The 26,649-nt window shown below is 46.6% G+C and carries 23 protein-coding genes; 21 read left to right on the top strand and 2 right to left on the bottom strand.

The window, feature by feature from the left end:
• Positions 1–49: 49 nt before the first annotated feature.
• From QFZ77_RS24565 to QFZ77_RS24535, 7 genes are read left to right on the top strand one after another with little or no spacing between them, the layout of a single operon-like run.
• Positions 50–1,423, top strand: coding sequence for an aspartate aminotransferase family protein (locus tag QFZ77_RS24565; protein ID WP_307443368.1), 1,374 nt, complete (start codon positions 50–52; stop codon positions 1,421–1,423).
• Between the two features lie 6 nt (positions 1,424–1,429).
• Positions 1,430–2,701: a M20 family metallo-hydrolase gene (locus tag QFZ77_RS24560; RefSeq protein WP_307443367.1), complete on the top strand. Its 1,272-nt coding sequence runs from the start codon at positions 1,430–1,432 to the stop codon at positions 2,699–2,701.
• On the top strand, positions 2,698–3,579 hold the full coding sequence (locus tag QFZ77_RS24555) for a nitrilase-related carbon-nitrogen hydrolase (RefSeq protein WP_307443365.1): 882 nt from the start codon (positions 2,698–2,700) through the stop codon (positions 3,577–3,579). The genes QFZ77_RS24560 and QFZ77_RS24555 overlap by 4 nt, the downstream gene beginning before the upstream one ends.
• A 20-nt stretch (positions 3,580–3,599) precedes the next feature.
• The gene (locus tag QFZ77_RS24550) at positions 3,600–4,964 is read left to right on the top strand and encodes an NAD(P)-dependent oxidoreductase (protein ID WP_307443363.1); all 1,365 of its coding nucleotides are present in this window, start codon (positions 3,600–3,602) and stop codon (positions 4,962–4,964) included.
• A 32-nt stretch (positions 4,965–4,996) separates the two neighbouring features.
• Positions 4,997–6,292 (top strand): NAD-dependent dihydropyrimidine dehydrogenase subunit PreA, encoded by a 1,296-nt coding sequence (preA, locus tag QFZ77_RS24545; protein ID WP_307443361.1) that lies wholly within the window; start codon positions 4,997–4,999, stop codon positions 6,290–6,292.
• A 3-nt stretch (positions 6,293–6,295) separates the two neighbouring features.
• On the top strand, positions 6,296–7,738 hold the full coding sequence (gene hydA, locus QFZ77_RS24540) for a dihydropyrimidinase (protein ID WP_307443359.1): 1,443 nt from the start codon (positions 6,296–6,298) through the stop codon (positions 7,736–7,738).
• Positions 7,731–7,946 (top strand): hypothetical protein, encoded by a 216-nt coding sequence (locus tag QFZ77_RS24535; RefSeq protein WP_307443357.1) that lies wholly within the window; start codon positions 7,731–7,733, stop codon positions 7,944–7,946. The genes hydA and QFZ77_RS24535 overlap by 8 nt, the downstream gene beginning before the upstream one ends.
• On the opposite strand, the gene QFZ77_RS24530 is transcribed toward QFZ77_RS24535, so the two are convergent.
• Positions 7,943–9,556, bottom strand: a complete 1,614-nt coding sequence (locus tag QFZ77_RS24530; RefSeq protein WP_307443355.1) for a PucR family transcriptional regulator — start codon at positions 9,554–9,556, stop codon at positions 7,943–7,945. The genes QFZ77_RS24535 and QFZ77_RS24530 overlap by 4 nt on opposite strands.
• Positions 9,557–9,678: 122 nt before the next feature.
• On the opposite strand from QFZ77_RS24530, the gene QFZ77_RS24525 reads away from it, so the two are divergent.
• The 10 genes from QFZ77_RS24525 to QFZ77_RS24480 all read left to right on the top strand — a co-directional run bounded on the left by QFZ77_RS24525 (position 9,679) and on the right by QFZ77_RS24480 (position 22,085).
• On the top strand, positions 9,679–11,121 hold the full coding sequence (locus QFZ77_RS24525; RefSeq protein WP_307443353.1) for a CoA-acylating methylmalonate-semialdehyde dehydrogenase: 1,443 nt from the start codon (positions 9,679–9,681) through the stop codon (positions 11,119–11,121).
• Between the two features lie 123 nt (positions 11,122–11,244).
• On the top strand, positions 11,245–12,195 hold the full coding sequence (corA, locus tag QFZ77_RS24520) for a magnesium/cobalt transporter CorA (protein WP_307443352.1): 951 nt from the start codon (positions 11,245–11,247) through the stop codon (positions 12,193–12,195).
• A 46-nt stretch (positions 12,196–12,241) separates the two neighbouring features.
• On the top strand, positions 12,242–14,008 hold the full coding sequence (locus QFZ77_RS24515; RefSeq protein WP_373462654.1) for an ABC transporter ATP-binding protein: 1,767 nt from the start codon (positions 12,242–12,244) through the stop codon (positions 14,006–14,008).
• On the top strand, positions 14,005–15,894 hold the full coding sequence (locus QFZ77_RS24510) for an ABC transporter ATP-binding protein (protein WP_307443351.1): 1,890 nt from the start codon (positions 14,005–14,007) through the stop codon (positions 15,892–15,894). Before QFZ77_RS24515 ends, QFZ77_RS24510 begins: the two co-directional genes overlap by 4 nt.
• A 175-nt stretch (positions 15,895–16,069) precedes the next feature.
• Positions 16,070–16,741 carry a ribose-5-phosphate isomerase RpiA gene (gene rpiA, locus QFZ77_RS24505; RefSeq protein ID WP_307449822.1) on the top strand — a complete coding sequence of 224 codons (672 nt, stop codon included), beginning with the start codon at positions 16,070–16,072 and terminating at the stop codon, positions 16,739–16,741.
• Positions 16,742–17,237: 496 nt separating this feature from the next.
• Complete coding sequence (locus tag QFZ77_RS24500) at positions 17,238–17,765, top strand: DinB family protein (protein WP_307443350.1); 528 nt, start codon at positions 17,238–17,240, stop codon at positions 17,763–17,765.
• Between the two features lie 37 nt (positions 17,766–17,802).
• A complete protein-coding gene (locus QFZ77_RS24495) occupies positions 17,803–18,237 on the top strand; it encodes an SRPBCC domain-containing protein (RefSeq protein ID WP_307443349.1) in 435 nt (144 codons plus the stop codon).
• The gene (locus tag QFZ77_RS24490) at positions 18,234–19,031 is read left to right on the top strand and encodes a lipid II flippase Amj family protein (RefSeq protein WP_307443347.1); all 798 of its coding nucleotides are present in this window, start codon (positions 18,234–18,236) and stop codon (positions 19,029–19,031) included. The genes QFZ77_RS24495 and QFZ77_RS24490 overlap by 4 nt, the downstream gene beginning before the upstream one ends.
• 83 nt (positions 19,032–19,114) lie before the next feature.
• Entirely contained in the window at positions 19,115–19,993 is an 879-nt protein-coding gene (locus QFZ77_RS24485; RefSeq protein ID WP_307443345.1) for a radical SAM/SPASM domain-containing protein, read from the top strand.
• A gap of 145 nt (positions 19,994–20,138) precedes the next feature.
• Positions 20,139–22,085 (top strand): ATP-dependent DNA helicase, encoded by a 1,947-nt coding sequence (locus QFZ77_RS24480; RefSeq protein ID WP_307443343.1) that lies wholly within the window; start codon positions 20,139–20,141, stop codon positions 22,083–22,085.
• A gap of 20 nt (positions 22,086–22,105) precedes the next feature.
• Here the strand turns inward: QFZ77_RS24480 and QFZ77_RS24475 are convergent, their stop codons facing one another.
• Entirely contained in the window at positions 22,106–23,902 is a 1,797-nt protein-coding gene (locus tag QFZ77_RS24475; RefSeq protein ID WP_307443341.1) for an ABC transporter substrate-binding protein, read from the bottom strand.
• Between the two features lie 143 nt (positions 23,903–24,045).
• Between QFZ77_RS24475 and QFZ77_RS24470 the strand changes: the two genes are divergently transcribed.
• The 4 genes from QFZ77_RS24470 (at position 24,046) to QFZ77_RS24455 (ending at position 26,528) form a co-directional block, all read left to right on the top strand.
• Complete coding sequence (locus tag QFZ77_RS24470) at positions 24,046–25,548, top strand: DUF4153 domain-containing protein (RefSeq protein WP_307443339.1); 1,503 nt, start codon at positions 24,046–24,048, stop codon at positions 25,546–25,548.
• A gap of 94 nt (positions 25,549–25,642) precedes the next feature.
• A complete protein-coding gene (locus QFZ77_RS24465) occupies positions 25,643–26,032 on the top strand; it encodes an S-layer homology domain-containing protein (RefSeq protein ID WP_307443338.1) in 390 nt (129 codons plus the stop codon).
• Positions 26,033–26,263: a hypothetical protein gene (locus QFZ77_RS24460; RefSeq protein ID WP_307443337.1), complete on the top strand. Its 231-nt coding sequence runs from the start codon at positions 26,033–26,035 to the stop codon at positions 26,261–26,263.
• A complete protein-coding gene (locus tag QFZ77_RS24455) occupies positions 26,250–26,528 on the top strand; it encodes a hypothetical protein (RefSeq protein ID WP_307443336.1) in 279 nt (92 codons plus the stop codon). The genes QFZ77_RS24460 and QFZ77_RS24455 overlap by 14 nt, the downstream gene beginning before the upstream one ends.
• Positions 26,529–26,649 lie beyond the last annotated feature (121 nt).

Here is a 26,649-nt window from a genome sequence, read left to right as displayed (position 1 = left end):
TGTAGTCTGCGATCCTTCTTTACATCATCAAGAGAGGGGAGCTGGGCTTATGAGCACTAACGAGGTTAGTGATCTGGTGACGAAGGAGGACCTGCTTGAGAAGGATCGCAAATATGTGTGGCATCACATGTCTGCACATAACGAAAATCCGATAATACTTGCTTCTGGTGAGGGCAGCTGGGTTACGGATGTGGATGGGAATCGTTATTTGGATGGCATGTCCGGATTATGGTGCGTTAATGTGGGTCACGGTAGAAAAGAAATTGCGGAAGCGGCCGCTGAGCAAATGATGAAAATCGCTTATGCTACGCTCGTTCAATCCCATGTACCAGCAATTGAATTAGCGGCGAAATTGAATGAGTGGCTGGATGGCGAGTATCGGATCTTTTACTCAAATTCGGGGTCGGATGCCAATGAAGTGGCCTTCAAAATTGCTCGCCAATACCATCATCAGAATGGGAAGCCATCCAAACATAAGTTCATCTCGCGGCATCGCGCTTATCATGGCAATTCAATGGGGGCATTGGGTGCAACAGGGCAAGCGCAGCGTAAGTTGAAATATGAACCGCTTGGTGTGGGCTTTCAGCATGTGCCGCCGCCTTATTGTTATCGCTGTCCATTTGGCCAGACGAAGGGGTCATGCAGTTTTCAATGCGCCAAAGCCATCGAGGATGCCATTGTTTGGGAGGGGGCAGATTCTGTTGCCGGTGTAATCGTGGAGCCGGTAATTACGGGAGGCGGAATGATTGTTCCTCCGGACGAGTACCTGCCCATGGTGCGAAGCATTTGTGATAAGTATAATGTGCTGCTCATTGTAGATGAAGTGATTTGCGGATTCGGTCGATCCGGTGAGAAATTCGGTCATCTGAATTATGGAGTGAGACCGGATATCGTGACAATGGCCAAAGGCTTGACCAGTGCGTACTCGCCGCTTTCTGCAACCGCTGTTTCGGCTGAATTGTATGAATCATTCAAAGATAAAGAAGCGACCAGCCATTTAAGACATATCAATACTTTCGGGGGTAATCCAGTCTCTTGCGTTGTTGCGTTGAAAAATATGGAGATTTTGGAAAAAGAAAATCTGGTTACGCGCTCTGCTCATATCGGAAACACATTTAGAACTCAATTGGAACCTTTGCTTGACCACCCGCATGTTGGAGAGATACGCATTTTCGGATCAGCGATGGGTATCGAGCTCGTAGAAGATCAAGTGTCGAGGGTTCCGGCAACTGCTGATCGTGTGACTAAGATCATAGTAGGCTGCAAGCAAAAGGGTCTGCTCATTGGGAGGAACGGGGATACAGTGCCTGGATTTGCTAACATTCTCACGCTAAGTCCGCCGTTATCTTCAACAGATGAGGATGTGGCTTTTATCATCGAGACCTTGCTTGCTGTGTTTGATGCCAATCAGGAGAGAGGATGATATGACTTGCCTAGAGCACCTCAGATACAAATTAACGCTTCACGACTGCAACAGCGAATTCAGGAGCTCGCCCAAATCGGGAAAATTGGCGAAACGGGCGTATGCAGGCTTGCCTTGTCCAAAGAAGATCGAGAAGGCGTAGAGCTGGTGAAAAGCTGGATGCAAGAAGCTGGAATGGAAGCTTCCATCGATCCATTCGCCAACTTAATTGGGGTACTTAAGGGGAGCAATCCGAATGCGCCTGTTCTCATGCTAGGCTCTCATGTGGATTCGCAGCCTTATGGCGGTAGATTTGATGGTGCGATAGGTGTACTTGGTGCGATCGAAGTGGTCCAAACGCTGGTGGAGGAAGGGATAACGCCAGAATGTAATATTGAAGTTGTGGCATTCTGTGATGAAGAGGGCTGTCGCTTCAACAAAGGGCTTTTCGGCGTTCGTGGAATGACCGGAAAGCTTGAAGCAAATGAGTTGGAGCGTACGGACAAAAATGGCGTTACACGCAGAGAAGCTTTGGTTCAGTTCGGGTGTGACCCTGCTGACTTCGAGAGCTATGTGTTCCAAGAAGGTCGGATTGGCGCTTTTCTGGAGCTGCATATCGAGCAAGGTCCAGTTCTGGAGTCACTCGATGCTCCGATCGGTATCGTCAGCGGAATCTCTGGTCCGTTGTGGCTCACCGTGGAGATGATCGGCTTCGCCGGGCACGCCGGTTCGGTGCCGATGTCTATGCGTCAGGACGCGCTTCTAGGCTGTGCCAAAATTATCGTGGCGCTCAATGAGTTAGTGCGGCAGGAGCCTGGTGCTCCGACCGTCGGTACGGTGGGCTCCCTTACGGTGTTTCCTGATTCCCGCAATATCATCCCAGAGAAGGTATCCTTCACCATTGACTTGCGGGACATTGATTTACGGCGTCGCAATGCGCTTGAAGCGGAGCTGCTCAGCGTGATCGAGAACGTGTCGCGCGAGCATGGTCTTACGTATACGATTCGCGAAGATACGAACAGTGAACCACGCTACTGCGCGAATTGGATCAAGCAAAGCCTGCATCAGGAAGCAGCTCTGATGGGGTTGACCCCGCCAGAGCTGATGAGCGGACCTTTTCATGATTCGCTCACTATGTCCTATGTGTGTGACTATGGGATGATTTTCGTTCGATGCCTCGAAGGCATCAGTCACAATCCCAAAGAATATGCTAGTCCAGAGGACATTACGCAGGGCACGGAGCTTTTATACCGCACTGCACGACGAATAGCCACGGAAAAGGGGGGCTTCCAGCCATGAGCAAAGTGAAAATTGGCCTCATTCAAGCATCGCATGATGTGCATGGGGATGAGGCTGTGGCCAAGCACAAAGAAGCAGCGATACAAAAACATATCGCGTTGGTTCGTAAAGCGGCGCTGCAGGGCGCGCAAATCATTTCATTGCAAGAGATTTTCTACGGCCCTTACTTCTGCTCAGAGCAAACAACAAGGTGGTATGATGCCGCAGAGGAAATACCGAAGGGGCCAACGACAATTCTTTTTCAGGAATTGGCGAAGGAGCTTGGTGTTGTCATCATTCTCCCTATTTATGAGAGAGAAGGCATCGCATCCTACTACAATACCGCTGCTGTGATTGATGCTGATGGTGCCTATTTGGGCAAATACCGCAAGCATCACATTCCACACGTGGCGGCAGGCGGCGGTTCTTGCGGGTTCTGGGAGAAGTATTATTTTAAACCTGGTAATCTGGGCTACCCCGTGTTCGATACAGCGTTTGCTAAAGTTGGGGTTTACATTTGTTACGATCGCCACTTCCCAGAAGGAGCAAGGGCTCTCGGACTCGGCGGAGCGGAGATCGTGTTCAATCCTTCCGCTACAGTAGCGGGGACATCCGAGTATCTTTGGAAGCTCGAACAGCCAGCTCACGCCGTGGCCAATGGGTATTATGTCGGTGCTATTAATCGTGTTGGTCTCGAAGCTCCGTGGAACATGGGAGAATTCTATGGTCAATCTTACTTAGTGGATCCGCGTGGTTCGATCGTTTCCATCGGAAGTCGGGATCAAGATGAAGTGGTCATCGGTGAAATGGACAAAGAGTTAATCCGTGAAGTCCGCAATGTTTGGCAATTTTATCGGGATCGCAGGCCTGAAACCTATGATCAAATTGTTAGCTTATAAGCGTGGGAGGGGGAGTGAAGATGAGTTCAACATTTATTTCCTTAACGGATTTGAAACGCAATTTCGCCGAGGTCAAATCTGGCATGAAGCCGAAAGAGGCGATCGAGGAATCGAACCGCTGTTTATTTTGTTATGATGCTCCTTGCATTCGTGCCTGTCCAACAGGTATTGATATTCCTTCTTTTATCAAAAAGATTGCTTCCGGCAATCTCAAAGGCTCCGCACGTACGATCATGGAAGCGAATCCGGTAGGGGCCTCTTGTTCAAGGGTGTGTCCCACAGAGGAGCTTTGTGAAGGGGCTTGTGTACTCAATCATTCGTCCAAGCCTATCCTGATTGGTAACTTACAACGCTATGCCACAGACTGGGCTATCAAGAATGAACAAATTTTATTCAAGGCCGGGGCAAGTAATGGGAAGTCGGTTGCTGTGATTGGTGGCGGGCCTGCTGGTTTATCGGCAGCTCGGGAGCTTGCCCGCTTCGGCTTCAAGGTCACTGTGTTTGAGGCGAAGGAGCAGGCCGGAGGGTTAGATACCTACGGGATCGTATCGTTTCGGCTGCCCCAAGAGATTTCGCTATGGGAAGTCGAGCAGGTTAGACAGTTAGGTGTGGAATTCCGCATGAGCACGCGAGTTGGCATAGATGTTAGTGCGACCGGGCTGGTCAGCGATTATGATGCCGTAGTTCTGGCTGTGGGCATGTCGAAGGTTCCGATGCTGGGTATTGAAGGCGAAGCCTTGACGGGCGTGTACGATGCCATTGATTTTGTTGAATCTACGAAGATGGAACAGGAGTTGGATACAACCCTCATTGGGAAACGGATAGCGGTCATTGGAGCGGGGAATACAGCCATTGATGCGGCCACGTGCTCAGTGAGGCTAGGAGCTGAAAAGGTACAAATTGTGTATCGGCGTACGCAGGAAGAGATGACGGCGTATGATTTCGAATATGATTTCGCTAAGCAGGATGGCGTTGCATTTCAGTGGCTCACTGCTCCAAAACGGATCATCGGGGATATGAATGGAAATGTTGTGGCATTAGAATGCTTGCGGATGGAGCTTGTGGATGTGGAAGCGGGGCGCAAACGTCCGGTTCCCATTGAAGGCTCAGAATTCATCATTGAGGTGGATGCTGTTATTAAGGCGATTGGTCAGACGAAGCATGTTTCGCTCATTGATCAATTCGAACTTGCACATATGCGAGGAACCGTTACGGTTGATCCGTCAACAGGTCAAACGTCCAATCCCAAGGTGTATGCAGCGGGCGACGTCATTTTCGGAGAAGGACAGGGAGAAGCGATGGTTGTGTCGGCGGCTCAGCAGGGCAAACAAACGGCCTACGCTATTTATAATCAACTGGTGAAAAGGGAACATGCATCGGCTTAATGACTATCTAAATGGATCGGGAGGGATTCAACATGGCTGATTTACGCATAAATCTAGCAGGTATAGCGTCACCTAATCCGTTCTGGTTAGCATCGGCGCCACCGACCAACACGGGCTATCAAGTTCAGCGTGCTTTCGAAGCGGGTTGGGGTGGAGCGGTTTGGAAAACACTTGGCGATCCTATTATTAATACCTCTTCGCGCTTTGCGGCCATTCATTTTAACGGACAACGCGTTGCAGGCTTCAATAATATTGAACTTATCACAGACCGGCCGCTCGAGGTCAATCTCAAAGAGATTTATGAGACGAAGAAGCGTTTTCCGAATCATGCGATTGTCGTTTCCCTGATGGTAGAGCCGAACCGGGAGAAGTGGCATGAGATCGTGAAAAAAGTCGAAGCTGTCGGAGTAGACGGCTTGGAGCTGAACTTCGGCTGCCCGCACGGCATGGCTGAACGCGGCATGGGTGCTGCTTCGGGGCAGCAGCCGGATCTCGTGGAGGCGCAGACGATGTGGGTGAAGGAAGCAGCGACGACGCCGGTCATCGTGAAGCTGACGCCGAACATCACCGATATTACGAGCACCGCTAAGGCGGCGGTTCGAGGCGGAGCGGATGCGATTTCGTTGATCAATACGATCAACTCATTAGCTGGCGTGGATATCGATTCGTGGAACACGATTCCTCATGTCGGGGGCAAGGGCTCTCATGGCGGATATTGCGGACCGGCAGTTAAACCAATTGCCCTCCATATGGTTGCTGATTGTGCGCGAAACCCAGAGGTTGGCGTACCTATTTCTGGTATTGGCGGTATTTCCAATTGGCGAGATGCCGTTGAGTTCATGCTGATGGGCGCGACAGGTGTTCAAGTGTGTACGGCGGCGATGCACCATGGTTTCCGCATTGTGGAGGATATGATCGATGGTTTGAATAACTATTTGGATGAAAAAGGTCTCGCCAGCGTCACCGAATTGATTGGGAAATCCGTTCCGCGCTACTCCGATTGGGGGAACTTGGATTTGAACTATGCGGTCGTGGCACGAATTGACACGGATACCTGTATCAACTGCAACAAATGCCATATTGCTTGCGAGGATACGTCTCATCAATGCATTGATATGTTGACCGGTGACCAGGGGCAGTCCTATTTGCAAGTACGCGAAGAAGATTGTGTGGGATGTAACTTATGTGCGATTGTTTGTCCCGTTGAAGGCGCCATTTCTATGATTGAGGTATCAGGTACAGATGCGCCAATGACGTGGAACGAAAGGCAGGAGGCTGTCGCCAAGCTGTCGGAAGGCAAAGACACCACCAAGAAGGAGGCTGTGTAACCCATGTCCAAGCTCATTAAGAACGGAACAGTCGTGACGGCTGTTGACCAATATCAGGCAGACGTCCTTATCGAGAACGGGATCATTACGCAAATAGGTCTGAACCTCTCCAAGGAAGGGGCAGAAATTGTGGATGCCGCAGGTCATTATGTGTTCCCAGGCGGTATTGATCCGCATACTCATCTTGACATGCCTTTTGGCGGCACGGTTACAGCCGATGATTTCGAAACAGGTACTAAAGCGGCTGCTTTCGGTGGAACGACAACGATCATTGATTTTTGTTTAACGAACAAAGGAAGACCGCTGAGTCAGTCTGTTCAAACTTGGCATCAAAAAGCCGCAGGCAAATCCGTCATCGACTATGGATTTCATTTAATGATTGCGGAAATCAACGATGAGGTGCTGGCAGAGCTGCCGAAAATGATTCACGAAGAGGGGATCACCTCACTCAAAGTGTTTATGGCTTATAAAAATGTGTTCCAAGCCGACGACGGCACGCTGTATCGGACATTGCTCGAGGCAAAGCGACACGGAGCTCTAGTCATGGTACACGCAGAGAATGGCGATGTGATCGAATATTTGATTAAAGAAGCGTTGGAAGCGGGGAATACGGATCCGATTTACCATGCACTAACGCGTCCATCATTAATTGAAGGAGAAGCGACTGGGCGTGCGGCTAAGCTTACTGCATTGGCTGGTTCTCAGCTCTATGTAGTTCATGTGACGTGCGAAGAAGCCGTTCAGCAGATTGCCGAAGCACGGAATCAAGGCGTTGATATATGGGGGGAAACATGCCCGCAGTATTTGATGCTGGATCAGACCTATTTGGAAAAGCCGAATTTCGAAGGGGCGAAATACGTATGGTCGCCTCCGCTGCGACCGCGGTATCACCAAGAGGCTCTGTGGACCGCTTTGAAAAATGGACAGCTCCAGACCCTCGGGTCTGATCACTGCTCATTTAACTTTAACGGGCAAAAAGACTTGGGGCTAGGTGATTTTAGCAAAATCCCGAATGGAGGACCCTGCATTGAAGATCGATTCTCCATCCTATATTCAGAAGGTGTAGTGAAGGGCCGCATCACGCTGAATCAGTTCGTAGATATCGTGTCTACGCGAATTGCGAAGCTTTTTGGCTTATTTCCGAAAAAGGGGACCATCGCTGTAGGATGCGATGCGGATATTGTCATCTTTGATCCGAGCGTTACACGGACGATCTCAGCTGAAACCCACCATATGAATGTGGATTACAATCCATTTGAAGGCTTCGTGATCTCTGGGGAGCCTGTTACTGTACTGTCTCGAGGCGAATACGTCATCCGGAATAAACAATTCGTTGGCACAGCAGGTGCCGGGCAATTCGTGAAACGAGACGCGTACCATGCAGCTTCAGGCGTTGTAAAATCGAAGAAAGAAGAAGCTATCAAAGGGGGAGCCACACATGTCTGAGTTTGCACAATTTAAGCTAGAAAAGCAGAAATTGGATGACTTCGTGGCTCAGAAGTTCAAAATCGTCGGGGTGAAGGAAGATCTGGAGGGAGCGTGGCTCGATCTCGAACATCCCGGCGGTGAAACGGCGAATCTGCATCTAACGACGGCGAATGCTAGAAAGTATTATGTCTCTTTACTCCTTGCTCAAGGACAATCGCAGGCTTAAACGATAGCGCCATTTATGTATTCGTAGCCGTGTAGGGCGAGTTCGATGGCAATCCTCTTGTGTGGATGCATGTAATCGTCGCCAAGCAGCGCTGCTATTTTGTCCAGACGGTGGTACAGGGTTTGTCGGACGATAAATAACTCCTTGGCAGTATCCTGTTTGGATCCGCATAGCGCTAAATAAACTTTCAATGTCTTCAAGAGCTGTCCATTTTTCTCTCGATCATAATGAATTAATTTCCCGATGTATTCATCGATAAATGACTCCAGTAAACCTGTTTGTTTCATTTTTAGAATCACTTTGTTAACATGCTGATCATGATAAAAAGGACTTGCAAACAAACGGGTATCTTTCTGAATCTCAATCGTTTCTTGGGCGGTCACATAGCTTTCCTTAACGCGAGACGGATCACTTAATGTTTTCCCGATGCCGAACATAGGGGAGAACAAGATTGTTTCTTGATTAGCTTCTGATTTTTGAAGTCTTTGTATGGCTCTGGAGATTCGTTCTTTGCAAGGCATAGCGGGCAATTGGTCAAGTAGGATGAACACGATTTGACCATGTACGACGGTCGGTATGAGATAGAAACCTTCACCTTCGAAGAGGGCGCGGGCGATCATCTGCTTCTGTAAGAGCAGATCTTCATAGTCCTTGGACGATTCGGCTGATGAGACGATGTCAAATAGACAGACGATGGTTTGGCCCAGCTTCATGGAGGGTTTGATGGAGAGCATATAATCGCGAATTTCTTGCCCTGTATGTTTGCCGTTTAGCCAATCTGTGACCCAGAGATTCTGTTTGTACCGCGTTTTCTCTTCCATATATTTCGTTCGCATCATTTCTTGTGCAATGGCCGTTGCGAACCTGTCTAAGGCAAGGATCTGAAATTCACTAAGTTCTTGATCGGCGTATAAAAGTAAGTCTGCGAACAAATGTTCTAAGGCTAAAATAGGGCGATGGGCCAGTTTGCTTTTAGCCTTAGGCAGTTGAAAGATCTCACCATAAATCCATTTCTCATAAAAGACATCGGCCTTCGCTTTCGGCATGGTAGGGACGAACTGCGCCTCAGCACCGAAGGGAAAGAAGGCGACTTGTGAGTGTGTCGTTTGATGCAGCAGCTTTAAGAGAGATTGCAGTCCTTTCCCCGAGAGGAGTAACTGATTTAACTGGGTGGAGAGGGATTCCAGGTCTGACACCATTTTATGATGCTGATGGATGAAATAGGCATGTAAATCCTGCGTAATGTCAATATATCGAACTTCCTCGTGGAAAAAGATAAGTGGAAAGTTCTCTTGGATGGCAAGCTCCTTCATCCGTTCAAGCGGCTGTTTCGTATATGTACCGAGCTCAATACATAATCCTGAAGCACCGCTGTCGATCAACTGCTGTAAAAAGGAGAGACTAAGCTCCTCGTTATCATGCCAACCAATGCCTGTGCTTAGAATAAGCTCATTCCCATTGAGAAGATGGCCGACTTGGGTCACTTCCATGATATGTACCCAACGTACCTTTCGCTTCAAAGCTTCCTCACTTGCGATGGCTTCTGCTTTGCGGAATAGCGGTCTCTGCAAAATATCTTTCACTGTTAATTGTAAGAGTGTCTGTACCAAGCGAGTTCACCACCTTCATGTAAGGAAAGTTGACGTAACAGAGCGGAATAGTAATTTCACCTATTATACAATGTGTCCAAAGACTTTTGGGAAAAATTCTTCCTACCAGGAGATGAACGAATATGAAACTCTTACAGAATTTCGTAAATGGAGTTTGGATCGATTCAGAAAGCGATGCTATGAGTGATGTGATTAATCCGGCAACAGGAGAAATCATCGCTCGAGTGCCGCTTTCTTCTTCTGAAGACGTAGAAGCTGCTGTCCTAGCGGCACAAACGGCTTTCGAATCATGGAGCAGAACTCCCGTGCCCAAACGAGCAAGAGTCTTATTTCATTACTGGCAGTTATTGCAGGAACACGAGCAAGAGCTTGCAGAGCTCATTACGTCTGAGAATGGTAAAAGCTATAAAGAAGCGTTAGGTGAGGTACTACGTGGTATCGAATGTGTAGAATTTGCAGCAGGAACGCCTTCCCATATGATGGGTTCGACATTGGCTAACATATCCGCCGATATGGATTCAGAGTTATTTCGTGTGCCGCTCGGTGTAGTTGGAGGGATAACACCCTTTAATTTTCCGATGATGGTGCCATGTTGGATGTTTCCCTTAGCCATTGCTTGTGGAAACACGTTCGTGTTAAAGCCTTCTGAGCGAACGCCGCTGACGGCAATGAAATTAGCCGCACTTTTTCAAGAAGCTGGGCTCCCTGATGGGGTGCTGAATATCGTCCATGGTTCACATGATGTGGTAAATACGCTGACAACGACGCCCGCCGTAAAAGCTATCTCATTCGTAGGCTCGCAGCCGGTTGCGAAATATGTCTATGAGAAGGCTTCTTCTGCAGGTAAACGTGTGCAAGCGCTAGCAGGAGCCAAAAATTATCATATCGTCATGCCCGATGCCCATGTTGAAAAAACGATTGAGAATATTATCATGTCGTCCTTTGGAAGCGCGGGGGAGAGATGCATGGCTTGCTCGGCTATTGTAGTTGTTGGGGACGGGGATAATTTCGTGAATAGGCTTCATCATGAGGCGCGTAATATGGTTCTTGGCAATGGGATGAAGGAAGAAGTAACACTCACACCGCTCATTCGAAGTGAACAGCGCACCAGGATTGAAGCTTTTATTGACAAAGGGATAGAGGAGGGAGCGGAACTTCTATTAGATGGAAGAGATGCGGAGGCTCGTTCGACGGAAGGATTTTTCCTTGGGGCTACGGTATTTGATCATGTGAAACCGAACATGACCATCGCTAAAGAGGAAATATTTGGCCCAGTCTTATCCCTATTCCGTGCTGAGGATTTGGACGAAGCGCTGCTCCTAGTGAATCAATCGCGATTCGGCAACTCGGCGGTCATTTACACGGAAAATGCTAAAGCAGTGCGGAAATTTCGTGAAGGAGTGGAAGCGGGAATGCTTGGCGTGAACGTTGGCGTGCCGGCTCCGATGGCTTTTTTTCCATTCTCAGGCTGGAAAGACTCTTTCTATGGAGATTTGCATGCCAATGGCAAAGATGGTGTAGAGTTTTATACGAAGAAAAAGATGATAACATCACGTTATTTTTAATTAGTTTTTTTAAAAAAAGGGGAATGAGGGCCGCGAGCGATTGCGGCTTTTTTGCCGTTGTGTATGGACAAGCTTTAATCGTTGTTGTAGGTTAAAGAATAGGGAATTAAGGGGGAGACACAAGTGATTAGAATATTGGCTGTTAACGAAGAACAGGAGATTATCCATCTATCCTCATTAGAAGATCTTAAACATTCAAATATAGATCGGTATTGGGTAGATTTCAATGCGCCTTCCAAAGAGGAAGCCTTGCTCTTACAAAAGCACTTTCAATTTCATCCACTGGCTATAGAAGATTGTTATCATCATCTGCAGCGACCTAAACTAGATCATTACAATGATACTCATTTTTTTGTCCTACATGCCTTGCATCCTGAAACGTTAGCTGCGGAAGAGGTGGACATGTTCTGGGGCACTAACTTCATTGTTACCTTTCATTATTCACCGTCTAAGGAAATTGATGAGGCATGGCATCGGATGGCAGAACAACAAAAGTTTCGTGAGAAAGGTATTGTATACACGGCTTATTTAATTATAGATAAGCTGGTAGATGAATATTTCCCTAGTCTATATCAAATCGAAGATCAATTAGATGAAATCGAAGTAAGAGGTAAAAGTGTTCCAGTTCACATTTTAATGAATGAAATATTTGAAATAAGAGCTAAGCTGTTAAAGATTAGAAAGACAATTGTTCCTATGAGGGATCTGCTCTATCGTGTTATTAATACCGAAAAAATTGAAGGTCTTAAAGAACATGTCGTCTATTTTACAGACATCTACGACCATCTGCTTAAGCTCTCAGAAATTATTGACTCCAATCGAGATTTAACTGCGGATATACGAGATAGTTATGTTTCCATAAATTCCTATCGTATGAATACGATTATGAAGACTTTAACGGTGATTACGACGATTTTCATGCCTCTGACATTTATTGCTGGGATATACGGAATGAATTTTCAAAATATGCCGGAACTTACTTGGCGTTGGGGTTATTTTGTTGTTCTATTTATCATGTTCGGCATTGGTTTCGGCATGTATTTGCTATTCAGAAACAAGAAATGGTTTGATTAGTAGTGTAAAATATTAATGTCATTAATTATTGGCGGAGGACGCTTCTATGATGAAGCATAAACAAAAAAAGCATAACACGATGGGACAATATGCGGAGCTGCTTAGCCGATATTTGTTCCCGCAAAAGGGTACGCTCATTGTATTGACGATGCTCTTATTCGCATCTATTGGTCTTCAGCTCATCAACCCGCAAATTATTCGCTATTTTATCGATACCGCTCAAACACAAGGGGCGATGCAGCCACTGATCACAGCCGCGATTATGTTTATTGGCTTTGCGCTTGTGCAGCAGCTGGTTTCCGTCATAGCTACCTATTTTAGTGAAAATGTAGGGTGGAAAACTACGAATAAGCTGCGAGTGGATCTTGCCGCTCATTGTTTATCACTGGATATGTCCTTTCATAAATCACATACATCAGGCTCGCTCATCGAACGTGTAGATGGGGATGTGAATGCATTGGCCAATTTCTTCTCGAGCATGATCATTCATTTATTGGGTAATCTGCTCTTGATGGCTGGTATCATTATTTTATTACTTCGGGAAAATTGGTTGATTGGCGCGGGGATGGCCTTTTTCGTCGTTTTTGCGGTCTTTATGATTCAGTGGATTCGTAAATTCGCTGTTCCAGTTTGGGCGGGTTGGCGGCAGGCGAACGCAGAGTTTTATGGTTTTATTGGTGAGCATTTGGAAGGAACAGAAGATATTCGCGCCAATGGTGCAGTTGGGTTCGTTATGAATCGCTTCTATACGATGCTTAGAAAAATGCTGCCGCTTCGGGTAAAAGCCTTTCTCGGTTTCTGTGCGATGTGGAACATGTCTATTTTCGTTTTTGCGCTTGGCAATGCCATGGCGTTTGGTATTAGTGCTTATCTGTGGCACACCCAGCAAATCTCTCTAGGTACGGTGTATCTGATTTTCTTCTATACGGAATTACTAGCCAAGCCGATTGAAAAGATTCGTACGCAAATGGAAGATTTGCAAAAGGCAGACGCTAGTATCTCACGTATTCGCGAGCTGTTCGCTATCCAGTCTGAGATTAAGGATGGGACTGGGGCTTCGTTACCGGAAGGACCGCTAAGCGTTGAATTCCGCGACGTCACGTTTAGTTATGATGGGGATCAGCCTACGATTGAGGGTTTAAATCTGACTCTAAAACCAGGAGAAGTCCTAGGACTTCTCGGCCGCACGGGGAGTGGTAAGTCAACAATGGCAAGGTTGCTGCTCCGCTTTTACGATCCTCAAAGTGGAAGTATCGCGCTTGGCGGTACGGATATCCGGAGCTGTAAGTTAGTTGATCTACGTAAACGTGTAGCCCTTGTGACGCAAAATATTGAAATTATGCAAGGGACCATTCGAGATAACCTAACCTTCTACGACGATTCGATTACGGACGAACAAATTATTGAAGTACTCAAGGAACTTGGACTCGGAGCGTGGTATGAAGCCATGCCTGATGGGCTAAATACAGGTTTAGCCTCCGGAGGAGGAAGCCTGTCAGCAGGAGAAGCACAGCTGCTAGCCTTCGCAAGGGTTTTCTTAACGAACCCCGGACTTGTGATCATGGACGAAGCTTCTTCACGACTCGACCCGCTGACAGAGCAGCGTATGGAAAAAGCGGTTTCTAAATTGTTGACACAGCGGTCCTGTATCATGATTGCTCATCGTCTAACAACCGTTCAACGAGCGGATCACATTCTTATTTTGGATAATGGGCGTGTGTTGGAATCGGGTAAAAGAGAGCATCTGGCTGCAGATCCGAACTCTCGCTTCAGCCAGTTACTTGCCACAGGCTTAGAGGAGGTGTTGGCATGAATACGTATCAATATTTGTGGCGGCTTATTATGTACCGTCCAATACGGTATCTGGTTAACGCCATAGCTTGGACAGTTATCTATTTGGCGCCGATTGCGCCTGGACTTATAACGAAAGAGTTTTTCGATTCTCTGACAGGTACGTCAGCGCTCGGTTATGGTGTATGGGGACTGATCGCATTGTTAATGGCTGCAGCCTTAGGGCGCATTATGCTGATTGTAATTGGTTTTATTACGGATGTTAATTTTCGCTTTCGTATGGGGATGCTGCTTAGACGAAACTTGCTTGAGCATGTATTAAAACAGCCGGGGGCACAGGCCATTCCCGTTTCGCCTGGGGAAGCGATTAGTCACTTCCGAGATGATGTTGATCAATCGGAAGAGGCAGCAAGCTGGTCGGTCGATGTTTTCGGGATGACTTGTTTTGCCCTCGTATCGGGCTATATCCTGATTCGGATTGATGCTCAAATGACTCTGCTTGTGTTTATGCCGATCGTTCTGGTCATTACGGCTGCGCAGTTGGCTACGGTTCGCTTACAGAAATATCGCGCAGCTAGCCGCGAAGCTACCTCCAAGGTAACGGGAGAGATCAGCGAAATGTTCGGCAGTGTGCAGGCGATTCAAGTCGCCGGTGCGGAGAAACGAGTGATCGCTCGGTTCAGCAGTTTCGGTGATGACCGTAGGAAAGCGATGCTGAAGGATCGGCTCATGGGTGAACTGCTGGATTCAGTGTTCTCAAACTCAGTTAATTTGGGAACGGGGCTGATTCTATTACTAGCTGGAACAAAAATGAGAGCTGGGACGTTTACCGTCGGTGACTTGGCTTTGTTCGTGTACTATTTAACTTTTGTTACGCAGTTTATTACGAATGTGGGTAAATTTATTACGTATTTTAAGCAGATGAGTGTGTCGCTGGAGAGATTGACGTTCCTTTTGCAGGGGGCATCGGCTAAGGTTCTTACAATGGTTAATTCACTTCATTTGAAGGCGGAAAGTAAAGTGGCGGAGGTTAATGTGTCCGCTATCCCTTTGGCTCAGAAAGGAAGAGAGAATGAGAGTCTGGGTGGGGGAAAACAAGAGATAGGATTCGAGCATGAAATCGCGGTTGGTGCAAAGGTAGAGGAAAGATACAATCGTGAAAAAGAGATTGAGACCTCGCTGCAGCGGCTTGATGTGAATGGACTTAGCTACGCCTACTCTGATACAGGCAGAGGGATCTCGGACATTCACTTCAGCTTGAAAAGAGGATCGTTCACCGTTATTACGGGAACGATTGGTTCGGGCAAGACCACGCTTGTTCGCTCTCTCCTAGGGCTGCTGCCCAAGGGAGAGGGAACGATTGCGTGGAATGGCGTGCCCGTCGAAGATCCGGGCACGTTCTTTACACCGCCGCGGAGCGCTTATACCGCGCAGGTTCCGCGGCTATACAGCGATACGCTGCGCAACAATATTTTGCTCGGGCAAGCGGAGCAAGGCGATAGCTTGCAAATGGCCTTACACGCGGCGGTGATGGAGTTCGACGTCGCGCAGCTGCCTGGCGGGCTGGACACCGTCATCGGCCCGCGCGGGGTGAAGCTCTCCGGCGGGCAAGCGCAGCGAACGGCTGCAGCGCGCATGCTCGTGCGCGACGCCGAGCTTTACGTCTTCGACGACCTGTCGAGCGCGCTCGATGTCGAGACGGAACAGAAGCTGTGGGAGCGGATGTTCCAGCGTCGAAGCGACGCGACCTGCCTGGTCGTATCTCACCGCAAAACGGCGCTCTCGCGGGCTGACCACATCATTGTAATGAAGGACGGCCGTATTGAGGCCGAAGGAAACTCGGAGGAACTGCTGCGGCAAAGTGCGACGTTCAGGGAACTGTGGTATGGCGATGAGCGGCAATCATAATAAGTAGAGAAGCCTGAGAGATTGGGCTTCTTTTTTATTTATATAAAGGAAATTTGTGGGGGGTTAACGAAAATATATGAATTCCTTTTCCAATGGACAAAGATTGTAATTAAGATAGGATAAGGGCAAAATAAGGTAAGGAATAACTTAAATTTAGGAGTGAAAATAGAAAATGATGAACCCCAAACAACTAGCTGCTGAGAAAGCTGTAGAATTTATTGAAGATGGCATGGTAGTTGGATTAGGTACTGGATCAACAGCCTATTGGGCAATCCAAAAAATTGCTCAAAGAATACAGGAAGGACTTCGTATCCGGGCCGTAGCGAGTTCTAGAGACTCGGATGAATTGGCAAATAAATTAGGAATTCCAATAGTAGCTTTTTCTGAAATAGATGTGATAGACCTAACGATTGATGGTGCGGATGAAGTTGATTCTCATTTAAACTTAATCAAGGGTGGAGGAGGCGCATTAGTCAGAGAGAAGATACTAGCCATTAATAGTAAGAGATTTTTTGTAATTGTAGATGAATCAAAACAAGTAGAACATTTAGGCAAATTTCCATTACCGGTCGAAATTGTCCCATTTGCTGCGAATTTAACAATAAATAAATTAAAGGAACTAGGGTGTAACACAAGGATACGAATGAGTAACGATAAAGAGTATGTCACGGATAACGGAAACATAATCGTAGATTGTAACTTTGAAAAAATAGTAGAGCCAATAGAGCTAAATAAACAAATCAACTTGATTCCAGGTGTTGTTGATAATGGCTTATTTACTCGTATGGTAAGTTCATTAGTCATTGGATACAACGATGGAAATGTAAAGATTATTGACCAACCATGAGGGAAGCACGAATTCACAATACATGCATTTTGTGCATCAAAATTAGGTGTTGAACGCCCTTCGGAGGGGATTACCTGCAAAATATACAGCTAATTTCGCCTTAAGAGGCTCAAACTGAGCGTTATGGGTGAATTTGATGTAGGAAATGCAGGTAATACATGAGAGATGAGCAGCTGAAGTGAAATTAACTGCATGTTTTACAGCAAATATTGTTCGATACTCCAACGGGACTGGGGACTGGGGACTGGGGACTGGGGACTGGGGACTGGGGGCTGGACTTGGCACTTGGCACCTAGCACTTGGAACTGGTAGAGGTTGTTGTTGTTGTTGTTGTTGGTGTAGTGATAGTGGTAGTTTCTTTATCATGTTTGGGCTAGTGGGAAGATTTAAGCTGAGATTGAGAGAGGCGTTTAAAGCTTATGCAGGGAAAATCTACCAAAAGAACGAATCTAAATAAGATAATCTTTTAACGATTAAACAAGGAGCGAATGTACATATGCACGATTCACCCAATCTTCTTTTAATCACAGACATCCCAGGCTATGCGCCTCAAATTAGCAGGCTGATGTCAATGATGAATTACGCGAGAAGTACGACGCTGAGAAGTGTGGAAGGACTCACAACCGAGCAATTAGACTACACAATGGACGCGGCAAGTAACTCCATCGGCTCTTTGCTGCTGCACTTCGCGGCCGTCGAGGTTGCTTATCAGTTAGAGACATTCGAGCACCGTGATTTGAACGAGGAAGAAATGAAAATCTGGGGAGCAGCCCTCGAGCTTGGTGATCAAGAAAGAGCCCAAATTAAGGGAAATAACCTCGACTATTATCTAAGCATCTTGAGCGAGGTGCGCAGCAAAACATATGAGGTTTTCAAGAAGAAGACAGATGATTGGTTGTATGAGGAATACCCATTCTGGCGGAACCAGCCCGCTAACCATTATTTCATGTGGTACCACGTATTTGAGGATGAGATTAATCATCGGGGGCAGATTCGTTGGATGAGAAAACGACTTCCGGTATAAAAGCAGTGAATTTTACCCCGATAGGAGGAAAGAAGAGATGAATACCAATAAACCAGTTGGTCTGACCGCTTCGGCAGGCTTTCAAATTGGTGTTAGACGTACACTTCCCTTTTTCCAAGAGGATGCTTGGGAGCTGCTGACTTCAACACAAGGGAGAAAGCTTTGGTTAGGTGATTTAGCGACAGTTGAGATCGTGAAAGGTCACAAGTTCGTGACGCAAGAAGGAACGACGGGGGAATTTCGTGTGGTGAAGCCGCAGGAGCAGCTTCGAATGACTTGGCAGCCAATTGGCTTCCCGAAGGCGTCTACACTACAAATTCGCTTGCTGCCTGCCGCTAGTCCAGGGAAAACAACAATTAGCTTCCATCAAGAGAAGCTGGACAGCGCGGAGCAAAGAGAAGAGATGAAAGCACATTGGGAAGAGGTAATCAGCGGATTACTAGCCCTTTCTAAGGAAAAGTCCATACGATGACGAACACGCTCATATTGGTCTTCATTCTGACGATGATTATCCACACAGCGGAAACGTTGTCATACTCGATTCGGTACGCTGGGGTGCAAGTGAATAAGCTGGCCGTGGCACTCTCTTTAGTCGGCATTGTCGTCCTTGTATCGCGCACAGCGAATTTAATTCAGGCGCCAATGACTGCGCACTTCGTTGATTTTGCGAAGATCGAACCGACGTTCGATTTGGAACGATACCTGCGAATCAGTTTATTCGCCTCGTCGATTGGGACACTGATTGCGATTGCTTTATTCCCGTCTTTTATCAATCTCAGCGTTCGAGTCATTTCCCGGTTGGAAATTGCAGGATCGATTCCGAAACTCATAACGAGTGTAACGGTGACTCAGTTGAAGAACACGAAAAAATATTTGAAGAAGCCGAATGTCAAGCTGTTGAGCCAGTTCCGTTATTTGGGGATTCCAAAACGATTCCTTTTGATTAATATTATGGTGACTGCTTTCTATTCGGTTGGTGTGCTTTCTTCCTTATATGCCGCGCATTTATTACCTGAATTTGCAACGACAGCGTCGCAAGCATCCGGACTTATTAACGGTATTGCTACTATTTTGCTTACCATATTCATAGATCCGCAGTTAGGTCTTATCACGGACAAAGCACTGCATGACGAATCGCAACGTAGACAGCTTGGAAAGATCTATGCGCTGCTCATGACATCTCGATTTCTCGGGACACTGCTTGCGCAAGTTTTCCTTATCCCGTCTGCTCATTTTATTGGATGGATGGTCAGATGGTTTTTCTAATTGTTCGATTTCCTTTCCTTCACAGGGCTTGCTTGGTATAATAGCAAATATCATAGGAGCGCAGCTAGAAACGGAGCTATAGAATGAAGAAGTTCAAGAAATTTTATATCGAAATTACAAGTGTTTGTAACTTGGCCTGCACCTTCTGCCCACAGACGAAGCGCCAAGCTAATTTTATCAAAATCGATACATTTACCAATATATTAGATCAAATTAAGCCGCATACGGATCACATTTATTTGCATGTCAAAGGGGAACCTTTGCTGCATCCAAAGATTGACGAACTGCTGGATTTGAGCCACGAGAAAGGCTTCAAGGTCAATATCACAACCAACGGCACGCTGATTAACAAAAATAGACACAAGCTGCTGGATAAACCGGCGCTGCGGCAAATGAATTTCTCCTTGCACAGCTTTGATGGCCACGAAGGATCTGAGGATAAAGAAGGATACGTCACGAGTATCCTGCGATTTGCTAAGGAAATCGTTGCCAAGTCCAATGCGATTATCTCATTCCGTTTATGGAATCTAGATACGGACAATCAGACGAATCAAGAACGGCAGCGAAACCGTGAAGTGCTGGAATTGCTCGAGAAAGAGTTCGATCTTGATTACAAAATCGATGAGAAATTCGTTCGCGGTACTGGTGTTAAGCTGGCCGATCGCGTCTATCTGAATCAGGATCATGAGTTCCAGTGGCCGGATTTGAAGGCGGAAGAAATTGAAGGGCCGGGCTTCTGTCACGCGCTGCGGAATCAAGCAGGCATTCTTGTTGATGGCACTGTGATTCCTTGTTGTCTGGATGGAGAAGGGGTTATTAATCTGGGTAATATCAACCAAACGCCTTTCTCCGAAATCGTTGAGGGTGAACGGGCGAACCGATTGTTCGAGGGCTTTTCCAGACGTGAAGTTGTCGAGGAATTATGCCGCAAATGTGGATATCGCGAACGATTTAGCATGTAGAAATAGGTAGAGCTCATTCTAGCAGGTGCGTGCTGGGGAATGGGCTTTTTTCTTATGTTTCTTTTTCAAGCGGATCTTTGCTTTTAAGCAGCATTCGTGGGATAATATAAGTTTGATTCAATTCTATTTGTTGGGGGCACATTACGTGGGACGTTATCCTTTTGCATATGATCACGCACAGCCATTCATGCAGCAGGTTTCTGACTGGATTGCGGATATATTTTATGAAGTTTTGCCTGAAGCAGGCTTTGAGGTGCGTGACGAACAGATTTACATGGCGTTCCAGTTAGAACGAGCTTTTGCTGAGAAATCGACTATTTTTGCGGAAGCAGGGGTAGGTACGGGGAAAACGCTAGTCTATTTATTGTATGCGATATGTTACTCGCGATTCATGAAGAAACCGGCTATCATCGCTTGTGCGGATGAATCTTTGATTGAACAATTGGTCAAGCCAGGTGGAGATATTGATAAAATATCGCGTCACTTGGATCTCGTTATTGATGCGCGGCTTGCCAAATCGCCTGACCAATACGTATGTCTCGTCAAGCTTGATGAGGCGCGATTCGGACATGAGGATACCGGCATATATAGAGAGCTGCATGAAGGTCTTCCTGACTTTGTTCATACTCGTGAAGCGCTGCAAACATTCCATGCTTATGGGGATCGTAAAAACTACCCACACCTGAATGATGAACAGTGGCACAAGGTGAGTTGGGATGCCTATCAGGATTGTTTCGTCTGCGATAAGCGTCATCGCTGCGGCCAAACGTTATCTCGTGAAGCGTATAGACGTTCGGCGGATCTGATTATCTGCTCGCATGATTTCTACATGGAACATGTGTGGACGTACGACGGAAGAAAACGTGAAGGTCAGCTTCCTTTGCTGCCGGATCATTGTACGGTTGTTTTCGATGAAGGACATCTGATGGAATCGGCTGCTCAGAAAGCTTTAACGTACAAGCTGAAGCATATGGTGTTCGAGGAATTAGTGGTTCGTTTGTTAAAAGGGGAAGTGCGCGAGACGTTAGCCGTCTGTATTGATCAGGCCATTGAGCAAAGCGAGCTCATGTTCGAAGTGCTTGAAAGCTGCTGTCAACCGATTGTTGGATCGGATCGTAAGCAGATTATCATCAATGACCGACTGCTGCGAGAGATCCATCGTCTAAGTGATATTTTATCGGAGATTGAAGAGGAGCTTGTCTTTGAAGGTGAAATGTTCACATTAAACGACTACCAGCTTAAGATCGTGGAAGAACACTTGGAAATGATGCAGAAAGCGCTGGCTTTGTTCCGCAATGATCAAACCTTCATTTGCTGGGCAACCGAAAGCATTACAGGTCTTAGCCTAGTGATTATGCCAAGAACCGTGAAAGAAGTGCTGAAAGAGCACGTGTTTTCTTCCAGAATGCCAATCGTTTTCTCATCGGCTACGCTGTCTGTTGAGGGGAAATTTAATTACGTGGCTAACAGTTTGGGGCTTGATAAGTATCTATCTTTCTCTGTAGATTCTCCTTTTGATTATGCAGAGCGGATGGAAGTTATCGCACCCAAATGGGAGTCTGGCGGTACGTTTCAAGAAAAGATGGAATCCGCGGTTCAGTTGTTAAAAAGAACAGAAGGAAGAGCGCTTATTCTGTTCCCAACTCACGAGGAGCTGCAGCGGTTTAAGCGAGAAATCAAAGGTCGTTCGGATTGTTCGGAACTGACATTCTTGTTTGAAGGGGATCAAGAAATCAGCCATTTGATTGCCTCTTTCCAGGGAGACGAACACAGCGTGTTGTCTGCAGTCACTCTATGGGAAGGACTCGATATACCGGGTCCTTCGTTGTCCAATGTGATTGTCTGGTCACTGCCGTTTCCTCCACAAGATCCCGTATTCAATGCGAAGCGTCAAGCATCAACCTCGCCGTACGAAGAGGTGGATATTCCATATATGCTGTTAAGGCTTAGACAGGGAATAGGGCGCTTGATTAGAACCCGTGAAGACAGTGGAATTATTGCCATCTTCAATGACGAACTGCACGATAACGTGGTGCTTCGCGAGCACATTGTTCGCATATTGCCTTCTGGTGTAACACTGAAGAGCGAATAAATTACCTTCGATGGGTGGTTCTAGGTGAACCAAATGTCGCGAAATCGCACCCATCCAAGTGAGTCGAGGGAGATGCCGCGAATCGACGGATGGTAAGCGGTTTTGAGATGTTTTCGATATAGAAATAGCAGGCTGTGGCGCTGCTTGAGCTGGGATTCCAACTGCTCAAGCAGCGCCATTCTGCGTTTCGGGTCGGACTCGGAACGCAGCTGCCGCAAGCTGTCATCGAGCATGGTCTGCACATCAGGCGCCGCATGCTGCCGCATGCTCTTGTACATATCATAGAGCCGCAGCTCACGATGCTCGTCTAGCATGACGGCAAATAGCAGCAGATCTGCTGTCATGCGCAGCTCGCCCTTGAATTCTTCAGCAGGAATAAGCAGGATTTCCAGTGAGATTCCGGACATGGCGTACATTTTCTGCAAAAGAAGCGCGTCCTGTTCATATTGCGGGATGGTCGCCAGCTTCAGTACGTCACCTTGGTAGCCGGAAGCTGCTAGCAGCTGTTCGACTTCAATTAGCTGTCCCGCGTCAATGGCAGGATTTGGACGATCCGTATCTTGTTGTCGCTGCAAGAAGAAGCTGCTTGCCGCTTCAATCACATCTCCCGAGAGCTGTTCCAGTAAATAGGGTTGATCCAAGGCTAAGTTAAGTGCCTCGCGAATGAAGCGATTCTTTAACGGTCCGTCTTTCAATTCATTCACGGTCATGAATTTCGTCGTCATGCCGGATTGCCTTACTTGCTGCCAACGCTGCGCTTCCATGTCTGAAATTCGCACATTGTGCATGACTTGGAAAGGCTGTCTTTGAGCTGATAATTCCGTCTGTTCATTCTCCGGCAATGTCCATACTTCGACCCGATCCAAGAACCCGCGTCCCTGAAAATAAGCAGGGAATGCCTCCAAGATCCATATCCCTTGCTCATGCCCAGTTAACCGGAAAGGTCCTGTGCCAATAGGCGACTTATCCATCAGTCCGCCGGCAGCTTCACACACATCAGCTGGTACGATAGAAGCGCGATTGGTAGTTAAAAATCCGAGAAATAATTCATTGCGTTCAGACAGTTGAATGCAAACTGTTGTTTCGTTTGGAGTTGTAATGTCAATGATGCCTGCATAAGCCCAGCTATACAGTCCACGCGGCGCTAAGCGCCCAAGCCGTTCAAGTGAATATTTCACATCGCTTGCCAGCATCTCATGGCCATGATGAAACTGCACACCTTTGCGGAGATAAAAGGTCCATAAGGTGCGCGAAGCATCCACATCCCACGCGTGTGCAAGATGCGGTAGGATCTGATCTCCTTTGGCATCCATCCGAACGAGTCCATCGAAGAGCTGATTCACCAGATGGGATTCCCCCGCATAATGGATGGCTGCAGGGTCTAAGGCGTGAATCGTTTGCGTAAGTGGGAAGCGCAAAATATCCGTTCTCCGCTGACCTTGCACTTCAGAACGAAAGCCGAATTGCCCTGACAACCAAACTTGGAATTGTTCTCGCAGGGAAGAAGCATGCTCGGCTGCTTGCAGCAGTTCAAGAGCAGAATGCAGATCCTGTTTCGCGACCAATTCCTTAGCTTCCTCCAGAAGCATATCTTCTTTGCGCGCATGGAAAATAAGGGTCGAGCGATTACCGCGGCCTTTCTTGGGCAGCCAAGTGAGCCACTGCTCCTGCTGCATTCGCTTGAGAAGCAGAACCATATTGCGGTGCGTACAGTCCAAATGCAACGCTAACTCTTCTAGTGTTATTTCGAGCGGATTCTCTTCATGGACATGGGGAAATGAGCGTCGAATTGTTAAATAATGTTTGCGTATTTTCACCCTTTAGCCTCCGGAATAAAATATGAAATTATGAAATTTAAACTTACACTTTTTGTTCTTGTTTTACAGGTTACAATAAAGGGCAGGAAATAACAAACGCTTAGGCTGCCTGACCATCTGTAAAACAAAGGAGAACAAGTCCAATGAGAGATCCTGCTCCATGGCAAAGAAAATACGGTTTAATGCTTGTGTACGCATGTTTATTGGGTTTCATGGTTCAATACATGTTTATTGACCATGCCGCCGGCATCTCTGTTCTGATTAGTGTGGCTGGCTTTTACAGCCTTTACTTTTACGCCATAAAAGGAAGATTAGGCGGCTTTGAGCCGTGGGAAGGACAAAATAAAGCGGGTTGGTTCCTTCTGGCTCCAGTTGTATTAATTGCTATGACGTATACATTGTTTGCCAACAATCTGTTCCATACACTTAATTTGCTTGCCTTACCCCTATGCATTGCGATGCAGACGATTGTCTTATCACGCAATAGTAAGCATGCATGGTATCATGCTACATTCCTGCAGGATCTGCTGAGACATTGCATTGGCAGGCCGATAGCTTACTTGTCAGTACCTTTTGGAATGATCAAAGCTTGGCTGCCGAGCAGAAAGACCGAAAAGGAGTCTGCATGGGGAAAGATGGGGAAAGTTGGTGCAGGCCTTTTGCTGGCAGCCCCCATATTGTTCATCGTAATTGGGTTGTTAGCTTCTGCGGATCGTGTTTTTCAATCTTGGGTGACCCAAATCCCTCATTGGTTCAACGGAATATCGGTTGCTGAGGGGATAGTACGTACCGGTTTTGGGATTGCAATAACCCTATACACGTTCTGCTATTTATGGGGAATTCTTTTTCCAAAAGTCCTCGAAGCCAGTCAAACGCCTCAAGAGTTAAGTAAGGAATCTGCCGCTGTAAACAAAAAAATTCTCATTGATCCAATAACAGCCGGTACTTTACTGGTGTGTGTCAACGTTGTCTATGTGCTGTTCGCTATCATTCAGTTCTCCTATTTATTCGGAGCAGCGAATGGGTTTTTACCAAATGGTGTGATCTATGCGGAGTACGCGCGAAGAGGGTTTGCTGAGCTTGTTGCGGTCGCTATCATCAATATTTCGCTGCTGTTTCCAGGCCTGCATTGGATCCGCCGCAGCGGTCAAATGGGGGAAAACATTCGAAAAGGGCTGCTGACGATGCTCGTTGGATGCACGATCGTGATGCTCATTTCCGCTTATGGAAGGCTTTCGTTGTATGAAGAGGCGTATGGCTTCACGCAAACGAGATTACTCGTTCATGGTTTCATGATTTTCTTAGGTGTTTTGTTTATCATTGCTTTTTTCCGAATCTGGATGGAGCGGATGTCCTTGTCAAAAGCTGTTATCACGACGGCAATCCTGGCCTATCTGGTGATGAATTATATGAACATTGAACAACGAATCGTAATCAACAACATGGAGCGGTACGAAAGAACGGGAATCATCGACCTTGAATATCTGGGGAGACTCTCAACCGACGTGGTCCCGCCACTTAAGGAACTGCAATCCAAGCACCCTGAGTTGGTGTCGATACAAGCAACCATAGATCGCATTAAAGCAGATTCCGGAGACTATTCATGGCCTTCCTGGAATCTATCCAAACATCAAGCAAGAAGGTAAATGTAAATATTTCAAAACATTTCGTTTCGATCTCAAAGCAGCTGGGTATAAATTCCTATCAACACAAAACCCAGACTTAGGAGGATGAAACGTTATGAAAAAACAACTATCTTTCGTACTTACATCCGCTATGGCTTTATCCATGTTCTCATCTGTCGCATTCGGCAAAACGTCATTTGACTTCACGGACTTGAGCCAACTAGACGCCGCTACCAAAGCCAAATTCGATGCGATGATTAGCGCGGGTATTTTTGAGGGAATGACCGAAACGACTTTCGGATTAAAGAGTCAAATGAACCGTGCACAGTTCGCTAAAGTTGCGGCAAAGATCTTGGATCTTCCGATTAATGCTAGTTTAAGAGTTTCCTCATTTATAGATGTAAGTACATATGATCAAGCCAATGGCTTTGCATTACCATATATTGAAGCTTTGAAAACAGCTGGAATTACGAATGGCGTTAGCGATGGTGGCTGCAACGATTAGATGAATCAATACGGAGAAACGGCATCCCTTGGAACGTCGGGTTTCACGGCCATTGTAGCTGGCTCAGCTCCAGCAGATTTTAAAAAAGATGAATGGGGCAACCTCGTTATAATTGCTAACGTCAAAGAAGCGAATACTTCCCAAACGAATGATTATTTATCAGTAACCGTTTATGTGAATAATAGCAAACTTAGCGCAGCTCGAAGTATCCATTTCATTGAATTTGTTTGACCAGTATGGGAACCCGATCATCAAAAAACAGTTTGATCAAAATGAGGTCACTTCAAAGAACTTGACGCCTGTTGTGTCGCCTGAAAATCCAAACCTTGAGATTGTAAAGGCAGGTACCTCGCTAGGAACAACTGATTTATTTGATGAAAATGGGAATGCTCGCTTTGAAGTGAGACTGATTGCTAAACAATTGTTGGATAGTACTCATAAGATTACCATTTATAGCGAGGTTGCGCATGCTACAGTGAGTGTGGATGTAAACTAAACCATTATAAAGACTGCTTAGTCTCTGGCGACGGAGAGTTGGCAGTTTTTTTGTTTGGCGAAGCTTTCAAGTTGTATGTTGTCAACAATTTTTGTTGTGTAAACTACTGTACATGAGAACG

The organism is Paenibacillus sp. V4I3 (genome assembly GCF_030817215.1).
Classification (GTDB): Bacteria; Bacillota; Bacilli; order Paenibacillales; family NBRC-103111; genus Paenibacillus_E.
The sequence above is the reverse complement of the archived record's forward strand: the minus strand, read 5'-3'. Positions and strand labels throughout refer to the sequence as shown.

What these genes read in the sequence shown, in the direction of transcription:
- QFZ77_RS24510 (WP_307443351.1), top strand. Translation starts at nt 14,005, where the DNA reads ATGAATACGTATCAATATTTGTGGCGGCTTATTATGTACCGTCCAATA.
- preA (WP_307443361.1), top strand. Translation starts at nt 4,997, where the DNA reads ATGGCTGATTTACGCATAAATCTAGCAGGTATAGCGTCACCTAATCCG.
- QFZ77_RS24465 (WP_307443338.1), top strand. Translation starts at nt 25,643, where the DNA reads ATGAAAAAACAACTATCTTTCGTACTTACATCCGCTATGGCTTTATCC.
- QFZ77_RS24535 (WP_307443357.1), top strand. Translation starts at nt 7,731, where the DNA reads ATGTCTGAGTTTGCACAATTTAAGCTAGAAAAGCAGAAATTGGATGAC.
- QFZ77_RS24525 (WP_307443353.1), top strand. Translation starts at nt 9,679, where the DNA reads ATGAAACTCTTACAGAATTTCGTAAATGGAGTTTGGATCGATTCAGAA.
- QFZ77_RS24485 (WP_307443345.1), top strand. Translation starts at nt 19,115, where the DNA reads ATGAAGAAGTTCAAGAAATTTTATATCGAAATTACAAGTGTTTGTAAC.
- QFZ77_RS24565 (WP_307443368.1), top strand. Translation starts at nt 50, where the DNA reads ATGAGCACTAACGAGGTTAGTGATCTGGTGACGAAGGAGGACCTGCTT.
- QFZ77_RS24500 (WP_307443350.1), top strand. Translation starts at nt 17,238, where the DNA reads ATGCACGATTCACCCAATCTTCTTTTAATCACAGACATCCCAGGCTAT.
- QFZ77_RS24555 (WP_307443365.1), top strand. Translation starts at nt 2,698, where the DNA reads ATGAGCAAAGTGAAAATTGGCCTCATTCAAGCATCGCATGATGTGCAT.
- QFZ77_RS24550 (WP_307443363.1), top strand. Translation starts at nt 3,600, where the DNA reads ATGAGTTCAACATTTATTTCCTTAACGGATTTGAAACGCAATTTCGCC.
- QFZ77_RS24495 (WP_307443349.1), top strand. Translation starts at nt 17,803, where the DNA reads ATGAATACCAATAAACCAGTTGGTCTGACCGCTTCGGCAGGCTTTCAA.
- rpiA (WP_307449822.1), top strand. Translation starts at nt 16,070, where the DNA reads ATGAACCCCAAACAACTAGCTGCTGAGAAAGCTGTAGAATTTATTGAA.
- QFZ77_RS24515 (WP_373462654.1), top strand. Translation starts at nt 12,242, where the DNA reads ATGATGAAGCATAAACAAAAAAAGCATAACACGATGGGACAATATGCG.
- QFZ77_RS24490 (WP_307443347.1), top strand. Translation starts at nt 18,234, where the DNA reads ATGACGAACACGCTCATATTGGTCTTCATTCTGACGATGATTATCCAC.
- QFZ77_RS24470 (WP_307443339.1), top strand. Translation starts at nt 24,046, where the DNA reads ATGAGAGATCCTGCTCCATGGCAAAGAAAATACGGTTTAATGCTTGTG.
- hydA (WP_307443359.1), top strand. Translation starts at nt 6,296, where the DNA reads ATGTCCAAGCTCATTAAGAACGGAACAGTCGTGACGGCTGTTGACCAA.
- QFZ77_RS24460 (WP_307443337.1), top strand. Translation starts at nt 26,033, where the DNA reads ATGAATCAATACGGAGAAACGGCATCCCTTGGAACGTCGGGTTTCACG.